Source organism: Paeniglutamicibacter selenitireducens (assembly GCF_051550675.1).
Classification (GTDB): Bacteria; Actinomycetota; Actinomycetes; order Actinomycetales; family Micrococcaceae; genus Paeniglutamicibacter.
In genome coordinates, this window is the sequence record NZ_JBPULF010000009.1 from 139,042 (window position 1) to 159,087 (window position 20,046).

21 protein-coding genes are annotated in these 20,046 nt (G+C 67.8%); 17 read left to right on the top strand and 4 right to left on the bottom strand.

Translation table 11 applies throughout. From position 1 onward, the window contains the following. The first annotated feature begins 42 nt into the window (after window positions 1-42). From ACSYDW_RS15340 to ACSYDW_RS15365, 6 genes are all read left to right on the top strand, one after another. Window positions 43-846 (top strand): thiazole synthase, encoded by an 804-nt coding sequence (locus ACSYDW_RS15340; RefSeq protein WP_438339602.1) that lies wholly within the window; start codon window positions 43-45, stop codon window positions 844-846. 178 nt (window positions 847-1,024) lie between these two features. Continuing rightward, window positions 1,025-2,221, top strand: a complete 1,197-nt coding sequence (moeB, locus tag ACSYDW_RS15345) for a molybdopterin-synthase adenylyltransferase MoeB (RefSeq protein ID WP_438339603.1) — start codon at window positions 1,025-1,027, stop codon at window positions 2,219-2,221. 141 nt (window positions 2,222-2,362) lie between these two features. Further along, entirely contained in the window at window positions 2,363-2,971 is a 609-nt protein-coding gene (locus tag ACSYDW_RS15350) for a J domain-containing protein (RefSeq protein ID WP_438339604.1), read from the top strand. A 120-nt stretch (window positions 2,972-3,091) separates the two neighbouring features. Next, window positions 3,092-3,502, top strand: coding sequence for a DUF302 domain-containing protein (locus ACSYDW_RS15355; protein ID WP_438339605.1), 411 nt, complete (start codon window positions 3,092-3,094; stop codon window positions 3,500-3,502). A gap of 75 nt (window positions 3,503-3,577) precedes the next feature. Further along, window positions 3,578-4,531, top strand: coding sequence for an acyl-CoA thioesterase (locus ACSYDW_RS15360; RefSeq protein WP_438339606.1), 954 nt, complete (start codon window positions 3,578-3,580; stop codon window positions 4,529-4,531). A 150-nt stretch (window positions 4,532-4,681) separates the two neighbouring features. Beyond that, on the top strand, window positions 4,682-5,413 hold the full coding sequence (locus tag ACSYDW_RS15365) for a DUF6308 family protein (RefSeq protein ID WP_438339607.1): 732 nt from the start codon (window positions 4,682-4,684) through the stop codon (window positions 5,411-5,413). Window positions 5,414-5,417: 4 nt separating this feature from the next. Here ACSYDW_RS15365 and ACSYDW_RS15370 read toward each other — a convergent pair whose 3' ends face one another. Continuing rightward, on the bottom strand, window positions 5,418-5,990 hold the full coding sequence (locus tag ACSYDW_RS15370; RefSeq protein ID WP_438339608.1) for a hypothetical protein: 573 nt from the start codon (window positions 5,988-5,990) through the stop codon (window positions 5,418-5,420). Between the two features lie 197 nt (window positions 5,991-6,187). Here ACSYDW_RS15370 and ACSYDW_RS15375 point away from each other — a divergent pair, with 197 nt between their 5' ends. From ACSYDW_RS15375 to ACSYDW_RS15390, 4 genes are all read left to right on the top strand, one after another. After that, window positions 6,188-7,627, top strand: coding sequence for a glycosyltransferase family 87 protein (locus tag ACSYDW_RS15375; RefSeq protein ID WP_438339609.1), 1,440 nt, complete (start codon window positions 6,188-6,190; stop codon window positions 7,625-7,627). After that, window positions 7,617-9,029, top strand: a complete 1,413-nt coding sequence (locus ACSYDW_RS15380) for a phytoene desaturase family protein (protein ID WP_438339610.1) — start codon at window positions 7,617-7,619, stop codon at window positions 9,027-9,029. The genes ACSYDW_RS15375 and ACSYDW_RS15380 overlap by 11 nt, the downstream gene beginning before the upstream one ends. 67 nt (window positions 9,030-9,096) lie before the next feature. Next, the gene (locus ACSYDW_RS15385) at window positions 9,097-10,410 is read left to right on the top strand and encodes a sensor histidine kinase (protein WP_438339611.1); all 1,314 of its coding nucleotides are present in this window, start codon (window positions 9,097-9,099) and stop codon (window positions 10,408-10,410) included. Beyond that, complete coding sequence (locus tag ACSYDW_RS15390) at window positions 10,403-11,038, top strand: response regulator (RefSeq protein WP_438339612.1); 636 nt, start codon at window positions 10,403-10,405, stop codon at window positions 11,036-11,038. Before ACSYDW_RS15385 ends, ACSYDW_RS15390 begins: the two co-directional genes overlap by 8 nt. 35 nt (window positions 11,039-11,073) lie before the next feature. On the opposite strand, the gene ACSYDW_RS15395 is transcribed toward ACSYDW_RS15390, so the two are convergent. The 3 genes from ACSYDW_RS15395 to ACSYDW_RS15405 form a co-directional block, all read right to left on the bottom strand. Continuing rightward, complete coding sequence (locus ACSYDW_RS15395) at window positions 11,074-11,763, bottom strand: SGNH/GDSL hydrolase family protein (RefSeq protein ID WP_438339613.1); 690 nt, start codon at window positions 11,761-11,763, stop codon at window positions 11,074-11,076. A gap of 282 nt (window positions 11,764-12,045) precedes the next feature. Next, a complete protein-coding gene (locus ACSYDW_RS15400) occupies window positions 12,046-12,426 on the bottom strand; it encodes a hypothetical protein (RefSeq protein ID WP_438339614.1) in 381 nt (126 codons plus the stop codon). Window positions 12,427-12,730: 304 nt separating this feature from the next. After that, a complete protein-coding gene (locus ACSYDW_RS15405; protein WP_438339615.1) occupies window positions 12,731-13,759 on the bottom strand; it encodes a CPBP family intramembrane glutamic endopeptidase in 1,029 nt (342 codons plus the stop codon). Window positions 13,760-13,891: 132 nt separating this feature from the next. On the opposite strand from ACSYDW_RS15405, the gene ACSYDW_RS15410 reads away from it, so the two are divergent. The 7 genes from ACSYDW_RS15410 (at window position 13,892) to ACSYDW_RS15440 (ending at window position 19,981) form a co-directional block, all read left to right on the top strand. After that, window positions 13,892-15,121, top strand: a complete 1,230-nt coding sequence (locus tag ACSYDW_RS15410; protein WP_438339616.1) for a sensor histidine kinase — start codon at window positions 13,892-13,894, stop codon at window positions 15,119-15,121. Continuing rightward, window positions 15,109-15,777, top strand: a complete 669-nt coding sequence (locus ACSYDW_RS15415; protein ID WP_438339617.1) for a response regulator — start codon at window positions 15,109-15,111, stop codon at window positions 15,775-15,777. The genes ACSYDW_RS15410 and ACSYDW_RS15415 overlap by 13 nt, the downstream gene beginning before the upstream one ends. A gap of 117 nt (window positions 15,778-15,894) precedes the next feature. Continuing rightward, on the top strand, window positions 15,895-16,845 hold the full coding sequence (locus tag ACSYDW_RS15420) for an ABC transporter ATP-binding protein (RefSeq protein ID WP_438339618.1): 951 nt from the start codon (window positions 15,895-15,897) through the stop codon (window positions 16,843-16,845). Continuing rightward, window positions 16,842-17,702 (top strand): ABC transporter permease, encoded by an 861-nt coding sequence (locus ACSYDW_RS15425; protein ID WP_438339619.1) that lies wholly within the window; start codon window positions 16,842-16,844, stop codon window positions 17,700-17,702. Before ACSYDW_RS15420 ends, ACSYDW_RS15425 begins: the two co-directional genes overlap by 4 nt. 31 nt (window positions 17,703-17,733) lie before the next feature. Then, a complete protein-coding gene (locus ACSYDW_RS15430) occupies window positions 17,734-19,095 on the top strand; it encodes a sensor histidine kinase (RefSeq protein ID WP_438339620.1) in 1,362 nt (453 codons plus the stop codon). Continuing rightward, on the top strand, window positions 19,092-19,808 hold the full coding sequence (locus ACSYDW_RS15435) for a response regulator (protein ID WP_438339621.1): 717 nt from the start codon (window positions 19,092-19,094) through the stop codon (window positions 19,806-19,808). Before ACSYDW_RS15430 ends, ACSYDW_RS15435 begins: the two co-directional genes overlap by 4 nt. A gap of 8 nt (window positions 19,809-19,816) precedes the next feature. Continuing rightward, the gene (locus ACSYDW_RS15440) at window positions 19,817-19,981 is read left to right on the top strand and encodes a hypothetical protein (protein WP_438339622.1); all 165 of its coding nucleotides are present in this window, start codon (window positions 19,817-19,819) and stop codon (window positions 19,979-19,981) included. The last annotated feature ends 65 nt before the right edge of the window (window positions 19,982-20,046 follow it).

Below are 20,046 nucleotides of genomic sequence, written 5' to 3' on the forward strand. Positions count from 1 at the left end.
AGGCCGCCCCTCGCATCGTTCCCCCGAAGAAAGCAGCCAACCATGAACCACGCATCCATCCACACCGACCCGCTGGTCATCGACGGCATCCCCCTGGGATCCCGCCTGATCATGGGCACCGGCGGCGCCCCGAGCCTTGAGGGTCTTGGCGCCGCGCTCCTGGCCTCCGGCACCGAACTCACCACCGTGGCCATGCGCCGGTACAGCGCCCCGGATGCCGCGACGGCCGGCGGAAGCAACCTCTTCGACCTCCTTTTGGAGAACAACATCCGAGTGCTGCCCAACACCGCGGGGTGCTTCACCGCCCGCGAGGCCTTGATGACCGCGGAACTGGGGCGCGAGGCGCTGGAAACCGACTGGGTGAAGCTGGAGGTCATTGCCGACGAACACACGCTGCTGCCCGACGCCGTGGAACTGGTGGAAGCCACCGAGCAATTGGTGAACCGAGGGTTCAAGGTCTTTGCCTACACCAACGACGACCCGGTGCTGGCCCTGCGCCTGGAGCAGCTCGGGGTCGCCGCTGTCATGCCGCTGGGCGCTCCCATCGGCACGGGGCTGGGGATCCTGAACCCGCACAACATCGAGCTGATCGTCTCGCGCGCTGGGGTCCCCGTTATCCTCGACGCGGGGATCGGGACCGCCTCCGATGCGGCGCTTGCCATGGAGCTGGGTTGCGACGCGGTCCTGCTGGCCTCAGCCGTGACCCGCGCGCAGGACCCCGTGCGCATGGCCGAGGCTTTCAAGCATGCGGTTGCCGGCGGCCGGCTCGCGGCCCAGGCGGGCCGCATTCCCCGTCGTGAACACGCCTTGGCGTCCTCCGCCATGGCGGGTCGCGTGAGCGTGTAGCTTTTTTCACGCTTTTTTGCGCAGTGTGCGAATATGGCATTACAGTGTGACTATTAATGCAATTAATTCGACGATTGCCAGCAAATCGACCTCCATATCTGACGTAACAATTGATCGATAGCACGTTGAAATCAAACACTATTCAAGTTCGTAACAATCTCAAGAGGATCTAGAGTAAATGGATAATCGTTCCGTCGATAATGCCATTCATGAGTTGCCGCCGCTGGTGGAACCCGGGCCGGAACTATCCGCGGAGGAACGGGAACGCTACTCCCGGCATGCGCTGATTCCACAGATCGGCCTCGAGGGACAACGCCGGCTGCGCAAGGCCCGCGTGCTGGTCATCGGGGCCGGCGGACTGGGGTCCCCGGCACTGCTCTACCTGGCGGCCGCCGGCGTGGGAACCCTCGGGATCGTCGACGACGACTCGGTGGAACTGAGCAACCTGCAACGCCAGGTCATCCACGGGATGGGCGACATCGGACGCAGCAAGCTGGACTCGGCCAGGGACTCCATCGCCGACCTCAATCCAGGTGTCGAGGTCAGGTTGCACGGGGTCCGCCTGGACGGGGGCAACGCGCTGGAGATCTTCCGGGACTACGACGTCATCCTGGACGGCACGGACAACTTCGCGACGCGGTACCTGGTCAACGACGCCGCAGCCCTGCTGGGCAAGCCGTACGTCTGGGGATCGATCCTCCGCTTTGACGGCCAGGTCAGTGTCTTCTGGGACAGGTTCGGGCCCAACCTGCGCGACCTGTACCCGGAACCGCCGGCCCCGGACTCCGTGCCGTCATGCGCCGAGGGCGGGGTCTTCGGGATGCTGTGCGCATCCATCGGGGCCATGATGGTCACCGAGGCCGTCAAGCTCATCACGGGAGTCGGCGAGACGCTGTTGGGCAGGTTGCTGGTCTTCGATGCGCTGTCCTCCCGCTGGCGAGAGCTGGGCATTGCCAAGGACCCTGAATCCCAGCCGATCACCGAACTCGCGGACTACGAGGCCTTCTGCGGGATCGCAGGAACGCCGGACGGCGCTGCAGCAGACGGGGCGTTGATTGGCGTCGAGGCGCTTGCCGCGCGGCTGGCCCGGCGGGAAGCGGGGGAGGGGGAGTTCGTGCTTGTCGATGTGCGCGAACCCGTGGAGTTCGAGATCACCCGCATCCCCGGTTCCGTGCTGGTGCCGTTGGGAGGAATCCTGGACGGGACGGCGCTGGGACAGCTCCCGCATGGTGTGCCGATGGTCCTGCACTGCAAGGCCGGGGTGCGTTCGGGCCAAGCCCTCGCCGCGCTGGCGGCAGCCGGCTATGGCGACGTCCTTCATCTCGAGGGCGGGATCGACGCCTGGAAGCGCGGCTTCCCGGCCGCCGAACTATAGGTCGCCGCCCGCCGCCCGTGTGAGCGGAACCAGTCCTCCCGCACGGTTCCGGGGATTATTGCCCCGCAGTTCCTCTTGCGCATGGCACCGGGATGGGCAACTCTGGGAGGGTTGATGGCCGTTTTCCCTGGGGGAGAATCAGTGGATCATTATCAGTACCTGGGGGTTGGGCGTTCCGCATCCCCCAACCAGATCGAGGCAGCTGCGCGGCTGGCCCTGCTGCGCCACGGAGCCGACGCGGAACTGACGGATCGGATCATGGATGCCTGGTACGTCGTGGGGGATCCGGACCGGCGGTTCGAGTACGATTTCTGGCTGCTGACCCACCCGTCGTCGACGGGTGCCCTCGCGTCCGTGGGCGACGGTGCCGCGCCCGCACGTATCCCGGAACCGGACCTGCCCCGGTTGCCGGGGAAGCGACGCCCGCCGGGGACGCTGCCCCCTGCCGGAAGCATTCCGTCCACGCTCCTCGGGATTCCCGACGGAACGGCCGCTGCCGTCCCCGCCGAGACGCCGTCCTGGCGCGCAGAGGCTCCCGGACGTGTTGAAGGATTCCGTGCGGGACTCGGCCGGCACCGCCGGGCGTTTTTCCTCTGCCTCGTCGCCGTGACCTTGGGCCTGGTGGTTGTCCTGGTGACCTCGGCGCCGTCGCCCGGAATGCTGCTGGTCAACGGACTGTGCTGGGTTGGCCTGGTTCTGGTCGGACGCCTGTGGCCACGCGAAAAGGTACAGCTGTCCCGCGACAGGTGAACCCGGATCTCCACGGCCCGTGCGGAACCGGGGCAGACAGTGCGGCGCAACGGGACTAGGCTGGGCCGCAACACCGGCAACCCGACCAGCAACGACCCGCCCGGCGAGAGGACCACGGCCATGGGCTACACCCACAGCATCACCGTTCCACTGGAGTGGGAGGAAGCGGTGGCCCGCACCAAGGAAGCGCTCGGACGCCAGGGCTTGGGGGTGCTCACCGAAATCGATGTCGGCGCGGCCCTGGGCGCTGAGATCAGCCCGGAGTCTGCCAACAGGATCGGGAACTACCTGATCCTTGGCACGTGGAACCCGCACCTGGCCAACCGCGGACTGCTCACCGAGCGCGGGTTCGGCACGCTGCTGCCGTGCAATGTGGTTCTCCGCCGGGCCGTGGGGGCGACCGAAACGACGATCGAGGCCATCGACGCACTCGCCCTGGCGGGGATCAGCGGCAACCCGGCCATCCGCGAGGTCGCCGACGACGTGGACACCCGGTTGAAGGCGGCGCTGGAACGCCTGTTGCACGGCTGATCCGCCCCGCTGGATCCGCGCGGACCCCCGTGCAACATTCCGCGCCGCGGCCCGCCCCGCGGCTAGGATTGCCCCATGAACGACGTCATGAAACTGCGGTTCCTCGCGGCACCGACAGATGTCTCCGAGGACGGTGTCACGGTCCAGGCCGGGCGGGTCCTCGAATGGATCGACAAGGCCGGCTACGCCTGCGCCGTCGGCTACAGCGGAGGGTACTGCGTCACCGCATACGTCGGAAACGTCCACTTCACCAGGCCCATCGAGAACGGCGACCTGATCGAGGTCACGGCGCGGATCGTCCACACCGGGCGCAGCAGCATGCAGGTCGTCGTCACGGTGGACGCCGCCGACGTGCGCGAACGCATCTTCCGCCCGGCCATGGACTGCATTCTGGTCTTTGTCGCCATGGACGAGGACCGAAAACCGAAGCAGATTCCGCGCTTCGATCCGTCCGATGCGAAAACGGCGCAGCTGGCCGTCGGCGCCTCCGAACGCATCGCCGGGCGCGCGGAGATCCGCGATGCCATGTTCGCGCAGGCCTACACGGATGCGGGCACCACGCCACGGGAAACCTTCAGGTTCCTGGCCTCCCCGACGGACGTGAACTGGGGCGGGAATGCGCATGGCGGGATCGTCATGCGCTGGATCGACGAGGTGGCCCGCGCCTGCGCCATGAACTGGTGCGGGACCGATGCGGTGGCGGTCTACTCCGGCGGCATCCACTTCCTGAGCCCGATCCACATCGGCGACATCGTCGAGCTCGAGGCCCGACTGATCCACACCGGCCCGCATTCCATGCACATCGTTGTCCACGTGCGTGCGAAGGACCCTCGCGGTTCACAGTGGCGCGACACCACGCAGTGCATGACCATCTTCGTCACCCGCGACGCCGCGGGGCACGCCTCCGCGGTTCCGCAGCTGGAACTGCACAGCGACGAGGACCGCCGGCTCGACGAACACGCGCGGGACCTGGTCCGCCGGAGGGCGAGCCTGGCACCGCTGCAGTTTGCCGAGGAACGAAAGTACTGAGCGGTTCCAGTTTCAGCAGACGCCTTGCGTTGGTCCCGCCGGAAACTGCGGGACAGAGCCCGGGGCGTTGCAGTGTCGCTCGGCATTGGATGTGCCGGATCCGCATAGGGTAATCGAAAGACATCCACCTGAGACGGGAAAGAAGCCGACATGCCATACGAGACGATCAAGAAAATTACTGATCAACATGCGGCAGAGCACCTCGTAAAGTACTTTGCGTTGCGATCCAACGGCCGACCTAGGTACACCGGCTCCCGCTTCGAAACCTTCATGGTTGATGGCGGCGTGGACGAGGCAAACAAGATAACGTCGAACGATCTGGTTGCCGTTTCGATGCTTTCGGTGCACATCGGCGGAGAAGCCGCGCTCGGGTTGGTCGAGGATCTTGCCGGCGAAGCTTCCAAGCTCCTCGAAGAAATCCCGGTTGGCTTGAAGTTTGAAGAACTGGACGACGACGGCCACGAGCTCCACTTCGGACGTGACAGCGCTGCACTGAAACTCTGGAATTTGCTGCGCCAGAACGGTGGGGATCGTTGGGGAATCGGGCCGACAACAGCGAGCAAGATCATGGCCCGCAAACGCCCGCACCTTGTCCCAATCTATGATTCCGTCGTTGCAGAAATCACCGGAATGACAAGTAAAACCAATCAGTGGGACATGTGGCGCGCTGCCTTCAGCGCTGAAGACTCGCCCGGTTCGAAGCTGCAGGATCGTCTGGAAACCATTCGCGAGCTGGGCGGCCAACCTCATCTTTCATTGCTGCGCGTCTTGGACATTGTTCTGTGGATGGAAGGCCTGGGGTCGGCGAAGTTACCTGAAGCCGATGAAGCCCCGGAGCAGTCAGCGGCGATGGCTTGGGCCACGCGTGAATCGTCGCTTTAGACCCTTACAGGTGCCCATTTCGGTCGATTGCCGGCGAGATATTGATCGAAGGTTTGCCGTTACCTGGGAGATTATTGCCGAGGCGTATGGCTACTCTCTTGCGCCGGAAGCTTCTTGACAGGCATGGCCCGAGCACTTCTTGATTTCCCGGGTCGAGATCGATCGTGAGGCAAGGGGACTTGCTTTGGACATCCGAGTTTTTGCCAGTTCGAAACACAAGGCACGCCTTCTTGGCAAAGAAGTCAGGTTCGGCGTTGTTCCTATGAAGGAACTCGGCATCTGCATGCTGCACGGGGGAATCAGAATAGCGAAGATGGAAGATGGCCGAAGACTCGGATTGCTGACTTATTCGGCCGTGATTTTCGAGCACAGGATAATGGCGAGTTAGGCCGGTGACTTTGATTTTCGTGAAGGCTCGAGCGACGTCGGAAACTAAGTCCGGCGCCGCATGAGCGCAGGTTTGAGTATGGTGCTTGGGCCCCAAACTTATCTGTGCATCCTGACTAGCCATCCGGTGCGCAAGAAAATCGACAGCGAAAGAAATCGCGAACAAGCGAACCACGACGATGCTGCCCACAGGCGAAAATTCTTTACAGGGAGCCCGAAGAAACCCTGCATTTCCCGACATGATGAGGTTCGCGCGGCAATGGTTCAATGCGGAAGCAGCCTTGGCACCATGACATTGGGCGGCAGCAACCTCCGACGTGGGGTATCACCACAGTCTGTCCGGGTCGGGTCGGGTCAATGACCCGCCAAGCTACTAGGCTGAAATCCATGAGCCACACCCCTGCCCCAGGCCCCCCGAAGCCGCGCGTCGGTCCGGTGCGCATCACCGTGCCGAGCCGCAGCGACGCGTTCCTGCGGAAATTCACCGAGGTCATCGGCGGGCCGCTGGGCAGGCACTCGAGCCCGGGGCGGATCAGCCCCGGATTCTTCACCGTCGAGCGCGTGCTGGTCATCCTCACGGTCATCGCCGCGCTGCTGGCCGTGGCCTCCAAGAACGCCTGCCGCATGAACGGCTGGGGAGGAACCAACGCCTACGAATGGGCCTGCTACTCGGACTGGACCTCGCTGTTCCACGCCCGGGGATTCGCGGAGAACCCCTTTGCCCCGTTCGCCGCGGGCGCCGAATTCGAATACCCCGTGCTGATGTCCGTCGTCGCGTCGCTGACCGCGGCGCTGGTTCCCGCGGGGGAGTTCAACCGGGCGCTGGCCTTCTACGACCTGAACTTCTTCCTGATGGTCGGCCTGTGGATGGTGGTGGTCATCGCCACGGCACGCACCGCGGGGCGCCGGCCCTGGGACGCGGCCATGGTGGCGCTGGGGCCGGGGATCATCCTGGCCGGGAGCATCAACTGGGACATGTGGGCCGTGGCCTTCCTGGCCCTGGCCATGCTGGCGTGGTCGCGCCAAAACACCTTCCTGGCGGGGGTGCTGATCGGGCTGGGCACCGCCATGAAGCTCTTCCCCATACTCTTCTTCGGCGCCGTGATAGTACTGGCCATCCGCACCGGGCGCTACAAGCCGCTGTGGGTCTCGCTGGGCGGCGCGGCCCTGTCCTGGACGGCCGTGAACCTTCCCTACGCCGTGGCCAACTTCGATGCCTGGAAGCACTTCTTCACCTTCACCGAGGACCGCGGCGCCGGGCTCTCGTCGTTCTGGCACATCTGGAACGTCACGGCGGCCGAGGTCCCGGGCATGCCCACGCTCGAAGCCAATGCCATCAACGTGCTGGCGATGGCCCTGTTCGTGGCCAGCTGCGCGGGGATCCTGTACCTGGGCCTGCGCGCCCCGGTGGCCCCGCGCTTCAGCCAGCTCGTGTTCCTGATCGTTGCCTCGTTCATCATGTTCAACAAGGTCTACTCCCCGCAGTTCGTGGTGTGGCTGATCCCGCTGGCGGCCCTGGCCTGGCCCCAGTGGAAAGACTTCCTCGTCTGGCAGCTCTTCGAGGTGCTGCACTTCTGGGCCATCTGGATGTACCTCTACGCCTCCACCGCGGACATCAAGGCGTCAAACACGTTCCCGACCTCCTTCTACGTCCTGGCCGTGCTGGCACACATGGTGGCCACCGGCTACCTGATGTACCGGGTGAGTGAATCCATGTTCAGGCCCGAACTTGACCCGGTGCGCCGGGTGGGGCAGCTGGACCCGCAGGCCGGCCCCTTCGCGGGGGCGCCGGACAGGTTCGTCCTGGGGGCCCGGCGTGGCGGCTGACGCGGCGGTCATCGGCGCTGGCCCCAACGGGTTGGCCGCGGCGCTGACGCTGGCCCAAGCCGGGCTGGATGTCAGGCTCATCGAGCGGAACCCGGTTGTCGGAGGGGCGGCCCGCACCGGGGAGCTCGGCTACCCCGGCGCCGTGCACGATCTCGGTTCGGCGGTGCACCCGATGTCCCTGCTCTCCCCGTACTTCACGGCCATCGGCCTGCGCGACCACGTGGAATTCATCGTCCCGGAGGTCTCCTTCGCGCACCCGCTGGCCGACGGCCGTGCCGGCATCGCCTGGCGCGACCTGGGGCGGACCGTTGCGGGCCTGGGCAGCGACGGCCCCGGCTACCGGCGGCTGCTGGGTCCGGTCGTCGAGCGCATCGACGCCACGGCCGACACCCTGCTGCACCCGCTGCTGCGCATGCCCCGGCACCCCGGCGCGCTGGCGGCCTTCGGGGTTCGCGCGGCCCAACTCATGGTCCCGGGGCTCGGCACGGGGGAACTTGCCGCGGCGATGCTCGCCGGTTGCAGCGCCCACACCGCCGGCGGCGGTCGCGGGCCTTCGGCAACCGGTGCCGGGCTCTTCCTGGCGGCAGGCGCGCATTCGGCAGGCTGGCCGATCCCGCGCGGCGGCTCGCAGGCGATCTCCGACGCGCTCGCCGACCTGTTCACCCGGGCCGGCGGCCGGATCGAGCTGGACACCGAGGTCACCGACCTGGCGCAGCTTGCCGAGAAAACCGTCCTCTTCGACACCTCCCCGGAGGCCATGGCGGCCATCGCCGGCAAGCGGCTGCCGGAAAAGTACGCCAGGCGGCTCAAGGGCACGCGCCGCCCACCTGGCTCCTGCGTTGTCCACTACGTGCTCAATGCCCCCGTCCCCTGGCGCAACGCCGAGCTCGCCGGGGCCGGCACCGTGCACCTGGGCGGCACCGCCGCGCAGATCGGACGCGCCGAGCGCCTGGCCAACACGGAGGCATCCGCCGCCCCCTACGTGATCGTCTCGCAGCCGAGCAGCTTCGATGCGAGCCGCGCCCCGGCGGGCAAGCACGTGCTCTGGGCCTACTGCCACGTCCCGAACGGGGACCCCGGCGACATGGGCGCTGCTATCACCCGGCAGCTGGAGGCCGTCGCCCCCGGGTTCGGAGACACCGTCGAATTCTCGCAGGCCGTCACGGCCCCGGGGCTGCAGGCGCAAAACCCCAACCTCGTCGGCGGGGACATCTCCGGCGGCATGACGGACATGCTCGGCATGCTGGCGCGGCCCGTGCTGTCCACGGACCCGTGGGCCACCCCGGCCCGCGGGATCTACCTGGCCTCGAGTTCCACGCCGCCGGGCCCGGCCGTGCACGGCATGAACGGCCATCTTGCCGCGCTCAGCGCGCTGCGCCGCGACTTCGGGATCTCCGGGTAGCCGGGCGCGACCGGGGTCAACCAAACGGTTGAGCCGCAACACTTGCGGACCCAACTACGCTGGAGCTGTGAAGACCAGCGAGCCCGATGACCCCACACTCCGCGGCGCTGCCCCGGAGGACAACGGCCAGCTGCCGGCCTCGGCCGGGGAAGTCGTCCTGCGGGTCCTGCGCGTGGGGTTGCACGTGTCCTTTGCGGCGCTGCTCGCCGTCGGCCTGGTCCGCACGCTGCTGACCGAGGAATCGCGGCCCGTGCGGCTGCTGGCCATCGCGCTCACCGGGCTGCTTGCGGCCCTCTACCTGGCCGGAACCATCGCCGAAAAGCGCCACTTCGGCGGCCGGGCGCCAAGCACCGTGCAATGGGCCAAGTGGTGGCTCGGCGGGGTGGTGGCGCTCTGGCTGGTGCTGATGTACCTCAACGCCGACTACTCCTGGCTGGCGTTCCCGCTCTTCTTCCTGCACCAGCACATCCTGGGCCAACGCCATGCACTGTTCGCCGTGACGCTGCTGACCGCCGCCGTGATCGGAGCCGGCGCCTTCCACGCGGGGACCCCGAGCGCGCCCCAGGTGATCGGCCCGGTGGTCGGTGCGATATTCGCCGTGGTCATGGGCATGGCCTACCGGGCGCTGTACACCGAGGGCGTGAACCAGCGCCGCGCGCTCATCGAACTGCAGGCCACCCGGGCGGCGCTCGCCGAGGAACAGCACCGTGCCGGGACCCTGGCCGAACGCGCCAGGTTGGCCCGCGAAATCCACGACACCCTGGCCCAGGGCTTCTCCAGCATCGTCCTGGTGTCCCGTTCGGCCAGCGCCGCGCTCTCCGCCGGGGACACCGCGGCCGCCGCCGAACGCCTGGAGACCATCGGCGCCACGGCCGCGGAAAACCTCGCCGAGGCCCGCGACTTCGTGCGGGACCTCTCCGGGGAGGACGCCGGGGGCCAGGGCCTGGCCGGGCGCCTGCGCAGGCTGTGCTCCGGCATCGAACGCACAGCGGCCGCCGCGGGCCGCGGCTTCGAGGTCGTCTTCACGCAGGACGGGACGGCCGTGCCGCTTCCGGCCCCGGTCTCCGCCGCGTTGTTGCGCGCCGCCCAGAGCGGGCTGGCCAACGTCGCCTCCCACGCGCGGGCCTCCCGTGCGGTGCTCAGTCTGGGCTACCTGCCCGATGCCGTCACCCTCGACGTGTTCGACGACGGGAAGGGCATGGACCTGGACGAGCTTCCCCGCGAGCCCCGGGCCGACGGCACCGGGTTCGGCCTGGCCGGCCTGCGCCGCCGGCTCGAGCTGCTCGGCGGCACCCTTGACATCGAATCGGCTCCCGGCGAGGGCACGGTGCTGGCCGTGCGCATCCCCCGGGACGGAACGGAAAGTGAGAACGATGCCTGAGCTGAAGATCCTGCTGGTCGACGACCACCCCGTGGTGCGCGCCGGGTTGCGCGCGGTGCTCACCGAACAGGGCGGGCTCACCGTGCTGGCGGAGGCCTCCGACGGCGCCTCCGCGCTGGCCCAGCTGGCACGCCTGCAAACGCTCGGCCAGCACGTCGACGTGGTGCTGATGGACCTGCAGATGGACGGCATGGACGGGGTCACCGCCACCGCGCGGATCCGCGCGCAGGACGGGCCGCCGGTGCTGATCCTCACCACTTACGACTCGGACGCGGACATCCGTGCGGCGCTGGACGCGGGGGCCGCCGGCTACCTGCTCAAGGACGCCCCGCTGGCCGACGTGCTGGCCGCCGTCGAGTCGGCGGCCAAGGGGGAGCAGGTGCTTTCCGCCGGGATCGCCGCCCGCATCGCCCCGGAGGCGCGCGCCAACACCACCGACCTGAGCCCGCGCGAACTCGAGCTGCTGCAGCTGCTGGCCCGCGGGCAGAGCAACAAGGAGATCGCCCAGGAGCTGTTCATCTCCCAGTCGACGGTCAAGACGCACCTGATCCACATCTACGACAAGCTCGGGGTGGACAACCGCACCGCGGCCATCGACAGGGCCCGGGCCAACCGGCTGATCCGCTAGCGGCGCTCCATTCCGGGTCCTTCCCGAGCCCCCGGCTACCCGGTCGCTATGGCTGGGTCCCGCGGCAGTGCCTCGTTGATGAGCGGTTCCATCTTGTCCCTCAGGTCCTGCTGCCCGGCCACGGAGGGATGCACCCCGTCGGGTCCCACCAGGCCGTCAAGGTCGTTCACGATCCAGCCCAGGGCAATGGGGTCGACGAACGTTGCCCCGGAGGCCCCTGCGGCATCCCGCACGGCGTCACGGACGGCCAGCCGGTTGGCCTCCGGCTTGTCCGAGTACGCGGGAGGCCCGACCACCAGCACCGCCGCATGCGGTGATTTTTCCCTGGCCGCGGCGTAGGTTTCGGCCATGGCGGAGGAAAGCCGCGGGGGATCGAAGCCCCTGTCGTTTTCCGAGCCGAAGAACACCACCAGGTCGGTGTCCGCGGTGACGGCCTGCTGCACCTGCGACCCAAACGTCGAATCGTTCCAGCCCACGCGCAGGTAGCCGCTGCCGTTTTGCGCGACGTTGACGACGTCCAGGGAGCCCTCGCCTGCCGCCGGATCGGTGTCGATGAGGTTCGGCCAGGCGTCCCGGGCCGTCGTGCCAAAGCCGGTGCTCAGGGAATCGCCGATGACGACGACACGGTGCGGGGAAGGTTGCATCGCCCCGGCCGTGGGAACGGGTGCTGCCTGGCAGCCGGCCAGCGCCACCGAGGCCGCCGTCGCCACGAAGCCGAGGACCAAGGGGCGGGGATCCCGCCGGCGGGACTGGCCCGGCTTGCGGGTATGTCGACTTTGCCATGGACCGGGCAGTGGTTCAGCTGGGGTCACGCATTTCACCTATCTAGCGGGCCGGTTTGCGGCGCGGGGGCAGGAGGCGCCCGAACCGGAAAGCATCAACCAGCGTAGGGTTGCCACCTTGGCGTTTGCTTGGCGGGAGAAGCCGCCTGCACCGGCAGGGAGTCCAATCGCCACCCAGCGCGATCGCCGGTTGCGGGCCTCGCGGCAGGGGAATGGCCAGCCTGACTAGTCTGCGCAGTAGAGCTTCCTGGCTTCGGAAGCCAGGGGTCCCAGCTCGTCCGGCTTGTGCACCAAGTCGCAGTCCAGGATCCCGGTCTCGTTCACCGTCCAGGTATTGACGGTTCCCGCTGCGCTGAGTGTTTCGCCGCATGCCGCGGAAAAGGACACGGACTGCAAGATGACGGCCTCGTAGCCGACGAATGTCCCGTTCCCGGTGTTGGCCGACAGGGCGACCCCGACGTTGGCAAAGTCTCCTACGGTCCCGGAGACAGGCAGTCCCGTTGTTTCGGCGACCAAGTCGTTGACCCTTGCGGAACCTGGATCCGTGGGATCCCAGTGGATGGACGCCGTGAACGGGTCATCGACAAAGTCGCGGGTTTCCGCCATGCCAGGGCTTCGCCTTTCCTGCCTCACCGCAACGAAGTGTGTTCCCGCGTCCCGGGGATCCCCCGCGCTGACGGTGGGGTTCGGGCAGTTCTCCCAAGTGGGTTCCTGCGCGGGTTCCGTCGTGGCATGGGTCGGCGCGGAGGTCGCGGGGGTTGGGAGGGGAGCATCCAGGGGAACGCAGGCGCCCAGCAGGAGTGCGGCGGCCGCGGCGGGCAGCGCGAGGACGGCCCTTCCCGGTGGCCGTCGGTGCTGGAACTTCACGCGGCAACCTCCCCGAATGACACGGGAACTGACCGGCCCGTATTCATCGTGCCTGCGGCGCCGGCAGGATGCCCGTGCTCAACCTGTCGATCTTCCGCCTGTCGGCGAGCTTCACGACCACGAACACGAACAGGCCCATGGTGGCTGCCGAGAACAGCAGGCTGGCCAGGTTTCCCTCGGTGGCATTCACGTCGACCAGGCCGAAGGCGCCCAGGGCGAAGATGACCGAATTGTTGATGACGTGCAAGGCGATGGAGGCCTCGAGGCCTCCGGTCCGCCACGCCAGCCAACCGGCAGCGAGAGCAAACAGGGCCACGTCGAGCTGCCCGTAGATGTCGTATTCGTGCCCCACGACGAAGAGCGGGATGGGCAGCAGGATCGCGAAGGCGGGATGCTTGAGCCATCCGCCGATGAGCTGCATCAGGTAGCCGCGGAAGACATACTCCTCGGCCGTTGCCTGGAACGGCACCAACAGGACGGTGAGCAGCAGGAGCGTCCACGTGTCCGGCCCGACGGGGCCCGGAGCAAGGCCGGCCTCGAACGGTACTCCCAGCACCAGGTCCAGCACGGTGGAAATGCCGAAGCTCAGCAGCAGCAGCCCGGCGGCGACGGCCATGCAGGTTCCGAGCCATCCCCAGCGCATGGTGCCGCGCACGGAGGTCAGCATCCCGACCTTCTGGAAGTTCATCATGCGGGTGGCCAGAAGGAGCGCGGGAATCATGAGGATGAGCGAGACCATGGTGAACGCGAAGGTCATCGGATCGCGCATGTCGATCTCGATGGTTTCCATCGACACCATGGACTCGTCCAAGGTGCCACCCATCCCGGGGTCCGCCATGGTGGTGAAGACGAAGACCAGCATGGCCATGAACATCATGCCGAGGTACAGGCCCAACGCGATCAGGCCGACCATGACCGGCTTCCACCAGCGGTAGACCGGGTAGGTCCGGGCCAGGCGGTGGTAGGGCAGCGGTGCGGCCGGAGGCGGTTCGACCGGCGCGTACACGGGCTGCATGTTGCCGGGGTGCGGCACTCCGCCGGGAGGAACCGGGAATTGTGGGTAGCTGCTCATGGAACCATTCTTTACCAGCTGCCAGGGATATCCGTGGACCCAAAGGACGATCTTGCCTCCCGCCCGGCACGGGCACGGTGTGGTCCTTCCGGCCGATGCCGCCGGCAGCGTGCCATCTGTAGCATTAAACAAATGACACACGACCCCGCCGCCGAACCACGAGCCTCGAGGCTTCACGCCATCTGGGGGCATTCGTGGCGACTGCTGCTCGGCATCGCCATCGGCATCGGGGCCTTCGCCTTCATCTACGGCTTCGACGTGCCCGAGGCGCCGGCGGCGGACATCGACGACTCGATGCTCGTCCTGGACATCCTTTGCGCCGTGGCGACGTTCATCCTCTATCCGCTGCGACGCCGTTTCCCCGTGCCGGTCGTCGTCGCCATCGTGATCCTGACCTCGTTCTCCGTCCTGTCCGTGGGCGTCAGCTCCATGGCAGTGGTGTCGCTGGCCACGCGGCGCAAGCCGCTGGAGATCATCGGGGTCGCCCTGCTCTTCATTGTCTCCTCGGTGGTCATCGAGGGGGCCCTTCCCGATGCCGGCCCCGGCCCCTGGTGGGAAATGGCGATCTTCTCGACGCTTTTCGTCGGCATCCTGATGCTGACCGGCATCAACATCGGCGGCCGCCGCCAGCTCGTCGACAGCCTGCGCGAACAGGCGAGCAGCGTGGAACGGGAAAAGCACGCGAACATCCAGTCGGCCCGCTCCAGTGAGCGGACCCGGATCGCCCGGGAAATGCACGACGTCCTGGCGCACAGGCTCTCGCTGGTGGCCCTGCACGCCGGGGCCCTGGAGTACCGGACCGACCTCTCGGCCGAGACCACCCGGGAAACGGCGACGGTGATCAGGGACAACGCGCACAAGGCCCTGAGCGAGCTGCGCGAGGTCCTGGGCATGCTGCGCGACCCCAACACGCTTTTCGCCAACGAGGACGCCAGGCCGCAGCCGACGCTGGGGCAGCTCGAGGAGCTGCTGGAACAGAGCCGCGAGGTGGGCACCGAGGTCGACCTGGTGGTGGCCCCCGGCCTCGGGGAGCGCCTGGACGGCTTGCCGGAATCCACGGGGCGGCACCTGTACCGGGTGATCCAGGAGGGCCTCACGAACGCGCGGCGGCACGCCCCGGGGACACGTGTGGAGCTGTGCCTGGAGGGGCGCCCCGGGAAACGGATCCAGGTCCAGCTCAGCAACCCCCTGCTCCCCGAGGGCGGATCCGCGACGGGGAGCCCCGCCGGCGGCCTGCCGCATTCGGGCCTCGGGCTGAACGGGCTGCGCGAACGGGTGCACCTGGCCGGGGGCGACATGGTCGCTACGGCCCGCGAGGACGGAACATTTATCCTGAAAGCATGGTTGCCATGGCAGAAGTGAAGCAGCGCATCAGGGTCCTGCTCGTCGACGACGAGAACCTCGTGAGGGCGGGCCTGCGCATGATCCTGGAGGGCGACCCCGGGATCGAGATCGTGGGGGAGTGCTCCGACGGGTTCGAATCCCTGGCAGCCGTCGCCCGGCTGGACCCGGACCTGGTGCTCATGGACATCCGCATGCCGAAGATGGACGGGATCACCGCCAGCCGCCGGCTGCTGGAGGAGCGGCCGGAGCGGAAGATCCTGGTGCTCACCACCTTCGACGTCGATGAAATGGTGTTCACCGCGCTCAAGATGGGGGTCAGCGGGTTCCTGCTCAAGGACACGGTTCCCGCCGAACTCGTCAGTGCGATCCATGCCGTGGCCGGCGGGCGGACCATGCTTTCCGAGTCCGTGACCCGCACGCTGATCGAAGCCGCAGGCACGACTACGCCGAACGCCAGGCGCCTGGGAGCGCTGGAAAAACTGGGGCAGCTCACCGAGCGCGAACGCGAGATCGCCACCGCGATGGCCCGCGGCCTGTCGAACCCGGAGATTGCCGAGCAGCTCTTCATCAGCCTCTCCACCGTCAAGACCCACATCGGCCGGGTCCTGGAGAAGCTGGGGGCGGAGAACCGGGTTCAGGTGGCGATCTGCATCTACGAGTCGGAGACCCCGTAGCCGGACCCCGGGGACGACTCGGGGTTCACCCGTACGCCGAAAGACTGATGGGCGCCGCGCCCAAGATCATCCGCTGGGGCGGTGACCGGGCACCGGATTGTCCGTAGCGTTGAAGCCATGATCAGAGCTGAAGCATTGGCGAAAGCCTACGGCACCAAACAAGCGGTCGGCGGCGTTTCCTTCACCGTCCAGCCCGGCAAGGTCACGGGCTTCCTGGGCCCGAACGGCGCCGGAAAATCCACCACGATGCGCATGATCGTCGGCCTTGACCGGCCGACGTCCGGGACCGTCACGGTCAACGGGCGCAAGTACGCGGAGCATGCGGCACCGCTGCGCGAGGTCGGGGCCCTCCTCGAGGCCAAGTCCGTGCACAAGTCCCGCAGCGCCCGCACCCACCTGCGTGCCCTGGCCGCAACGCACTCGATCCCCAACCGCCGCGTCGACGAGGTCATCGAACTCACCGGCCTGGGCGCCGTCGCCAAGAAGAAGGTCGGCGGTTTCTCGCTGGGCATGGGGCAACGCCTGGGCATCGCCGTCGCGCTGCTGGGCGACCCGCAGACGCTGATCCTCGACGAACCCGTCAACGGCCTGGACCCGGAGGGCGTGCTGTGGGTGCGCAACCTGGCCCGGCACCTCGCCTCGCAGGGCAAGACCGTCTTCATCTCGTCCCACCTGATGAGCGAAATGGCGCTGACCGCCGACCACCTGATAGTGATCGGCCGCGGCCGCATCATCGCCGACGCCCCGATCGAACAGATCATCGAGGGCCGCGGGCTGCCCACCAGCAGGGTCAAGACAGACCACGTCGAATCCCTCATGAACGCACTGGCCGCCGAGCACGTGCAGCTGACCCGCGTCGACGCCGAGACCGTGCAGGTCGTGGGGCTCGAATCCCGGGTGATCGCCCGCCGGGCGCTGGACCACCAGATCTTGCTCCACGAATTGACCCCGGTCCAGCAGTCGCTGGAGGACGCCTACATGTCACTGACCCAGGACGATGTCGAATACCACTCCCACCTGGGAACCGAGCTTGCTGCAAGCTCCAACGGAAAGCAGGGCCCCCGATGAGCGCCGAAGCCATGACCCGACCCCGCGCCGCCGCCCCCGGCGCCGCCGGAAACGGAAAGTTGACCTTCGCCGGCGTGCTGCGCGGCGAGTTCATCAAGTTCATTTCCCTGCCCTCCACCCTGGTGCTGGTCCTGTGCACCCTCGCCGTCATGGTGGGGTTCGCCGCCCTGAGCACCTGGTTGTTCGGGCAGGCCGCCGGCTTGCTGGACTCTCCCGAGATGGCCGGCCAGGTCGGCACCCCCAACGACGTGACCGCGGGGCTGCCCGCCAGTGGCATCTCCTTCGCGCAGCTGATCATCGGGTCGTTGGCCGTCATGGTGATGAGCTCCGAGTTCGCCACGGGCTCCGCCCGCTCGACCTTCGTCGCGGTTCCCAAGCGCCAGGCAGTGTTCTGGGCCAAGGTCCTGATGGTCACCATCGTCTCCGGGCTCGTGGCGCTGGCCTCGATCCTCCTGGGCTACGCCGTGGCCAAGCCCATCGCCGCGCACTACAACATGCCGCTGGAATTCGCCTCCGCCGCATTCCAGCGCAACCTGTGGTTCGGGATGCTTTACGTCATCATGGTGTCCCTGATCGGCCTCGCGCTGGGCAGCCTGCTGCGCAACTCGGCGGGTGCGATCGTGGTGCTTGCCGCCATCTTCTTCGTCCTCTCGGGCGTTGTCTCAGGGTTCAGCATGATGGTCGAGTGGCTGGGCGACGCCATGCGCTTCCTGCCCGACCACGCTGCGGGTGCTCTCATGCAGGCCCCGGGCGGCGAGGGCGCGCTGGAAACCTGGCAGTCCGGCCTGGTGGTCGCCGCCTGGATCGCCATCCCGTTGGCCGCCGCCGCGCTGGTGCTTCAGCGCCGGGATATCTAGTTTCGGGGCAAGCACTGGATAGGCTCGAGGCATGAGCGAATACCCGTCGAAGGAGGCCGCCGGAACCCCGGAGGTCTCCTTCGACGAGCTCTCGGCCCAGCGCGTGGGGCGCGTGCGTTCCCTGATGCGCCGGCGCCCGCGCTGCGTGGACGCGGTGGTGGTGCTCCTGTACTTCCTGCTGTCCCTGCCGAGCATCATCGAGGCGGCCGTCGCCGGGCGGTGGCCGACCGTGGCGCTGCTGGTGGCGACGGGGTTCGTCCTGTACTTCAGGCGCCGCTGGCCCATGGCCATCCTGATCCTCGTCTCCGCCACCGACAGCGCCGCGACGCTTTTCGATTCCTCCTACTTCGGCAGCAGCACCGGGCTGTGGATCGCCCTCTTCACTGCCGCCACGCAGTATGCGGCCCGCCGCATGTTCCTCCTCACGATCCTGATGAGCGCCCTGCAGGGGCTGATCTTCGTGGTGGTTGGCGTCCCGGGCATGTTCACCGATTCCCCCGAGGACCAGCAGGTGCTAGCCGACTTCGGCGGGCGGACCGTGCTGACGCTCATCGGCATCGTGTTCCTGGCCGGCTCCAACATCTTCTTCGCCGCGGCCGGCTCGGCCGTGCGCAACCACCGCCTGCACGAGGCCGAGCTGGCCAACTGGGCGGCCCGCGTTCAGACGCTCGCCCAGGTGCGCGAACGCAACAGGATCGCCCGCGAGATGCACGACGTCGTCGCCCACTCGCTCTCCGTGATGATCGCCCTGTCCGACGGCGCCTCCGTGGTGCTCAAGCGCGACCCGCAGCGCGCCGGCGAGGTGCTCTCCGAGCTCTCCGCGACGGGCCGGCACGCGCTCGCCGACATGCGCCGGGTCATCGGGGTGCTGCGCACCGGGGACGGCGCCCCGCTGGAACCCCAGCCCGCCGGGGACTCCATGGAAAAGATGCTCGAGGGCTTCACCGTGGCCGGCCTGCCGCTGCGCTTCACCCAGTCCGGCCCGCCGCTGCCCAAGGACGCGACCTTCCAGCTGACCGTCTACCGGATCATCCAGGAGTCGCTCACCAACGTGCTGCGCTACGGCCGCAACGTCACCCGCGTCGCCGTGCTGGTGGAACGCTCGGGCGACGAGGTCGTCATCCGGGTCAGCGACGACGGGACCCAGCAGGGCGGGCGGCGCGAGGGCGTTGGCTCGGCCCAGGGCATCCGCGGCATGGGCGAGCGCGCGGCCCTGTTCGACGGCACGCTGAGCGCCGGCCCCGCCCCGGGTGGTGGCTGGAACGTCGTCGCCACGCTGAGGGTCCCGCAACCGGCCGGCGGCGCCAAGCCCGCCGCCGCAACCACCCCGGACGCCACGGGGCCCCGGACCACCCAGACCCACCCGCGAACCCAGACCAGGATCGAACCATGAACCCCGAAGACACAGGACCCAGCCCCCGGATCGGCGTGCTGCTGGTCGACGACCAGCCGCTGCTGCGCATGGGGTTCCGGCTCATCCTCGAGGGCGAGGCAGACCTTGAGGTCCTCGGCGAGGCCTCCGACGGGGCCGAGGGCGTGCGGCTTGCCACAACGCTGCAGCCCGACGTGGTGCTCATGGACGTGCGCATGCCCACCATGGACGGGATCGAGGCGACGAAGCGCATCGCCGAAGCGCTGCCGGGCACCAAGGTCATCATCCTGACCACGTTCGACCTCGACGAATACGCGTTCTCCGGGCTGCAGGCCGGTGCCTCCGCGTTCCTGCTCAAGGACGTCGCCCCGGAGGAACTCGTCAACGCCGTGCGCCTGGTGGCCAGCGGGGACGCCGTGGTGGCGCCCCGGGTGACGGCCCGGCTGCTGGAAACCTACGTGCGCACTGCAGCCCCGGCCCGCGGGGCGGCCGCCGCGCCCGAACGCGACCCGCTGCTCGAGGACCTGACCCCGCGCGAGCTGGAGGTCCTCGGGGCCATGTCGGAAGGGCTCTCCAACGCGGAGATCGCCCACCGCTTCTTCCTCTCGGAGGCCACCGTCAAGACGCACGTGCGGCGGATCCTCACCAAGCTGCACCTGCGCGACAGGGTCCAGGCCGTCGTCTACGCCTACGAGACGGGCCTTGTCATCCCCAGCCAGGGACTGGACTACTAGGGGCGGGAATGAACAGCGAATTCCTGCGCAGCCCGTGGCTGCTGCTCTCCGTGGTCCTGCTGGTGGCCGGCACCTTCCTGCTCTCGGTGTTCGGCTGGCCGGTCGCCGGGTGGGCTAGCATCGTCATTGGAGTGTTTTCACTGGTGACAGCGGTTCTCCGCACCCGCTTCTAGCGGCAGGCCACTGTTCCCGGCGGCTCCGTGAAACCTCAAGCAGGCGGCCCTACAGGGCCCCGTGA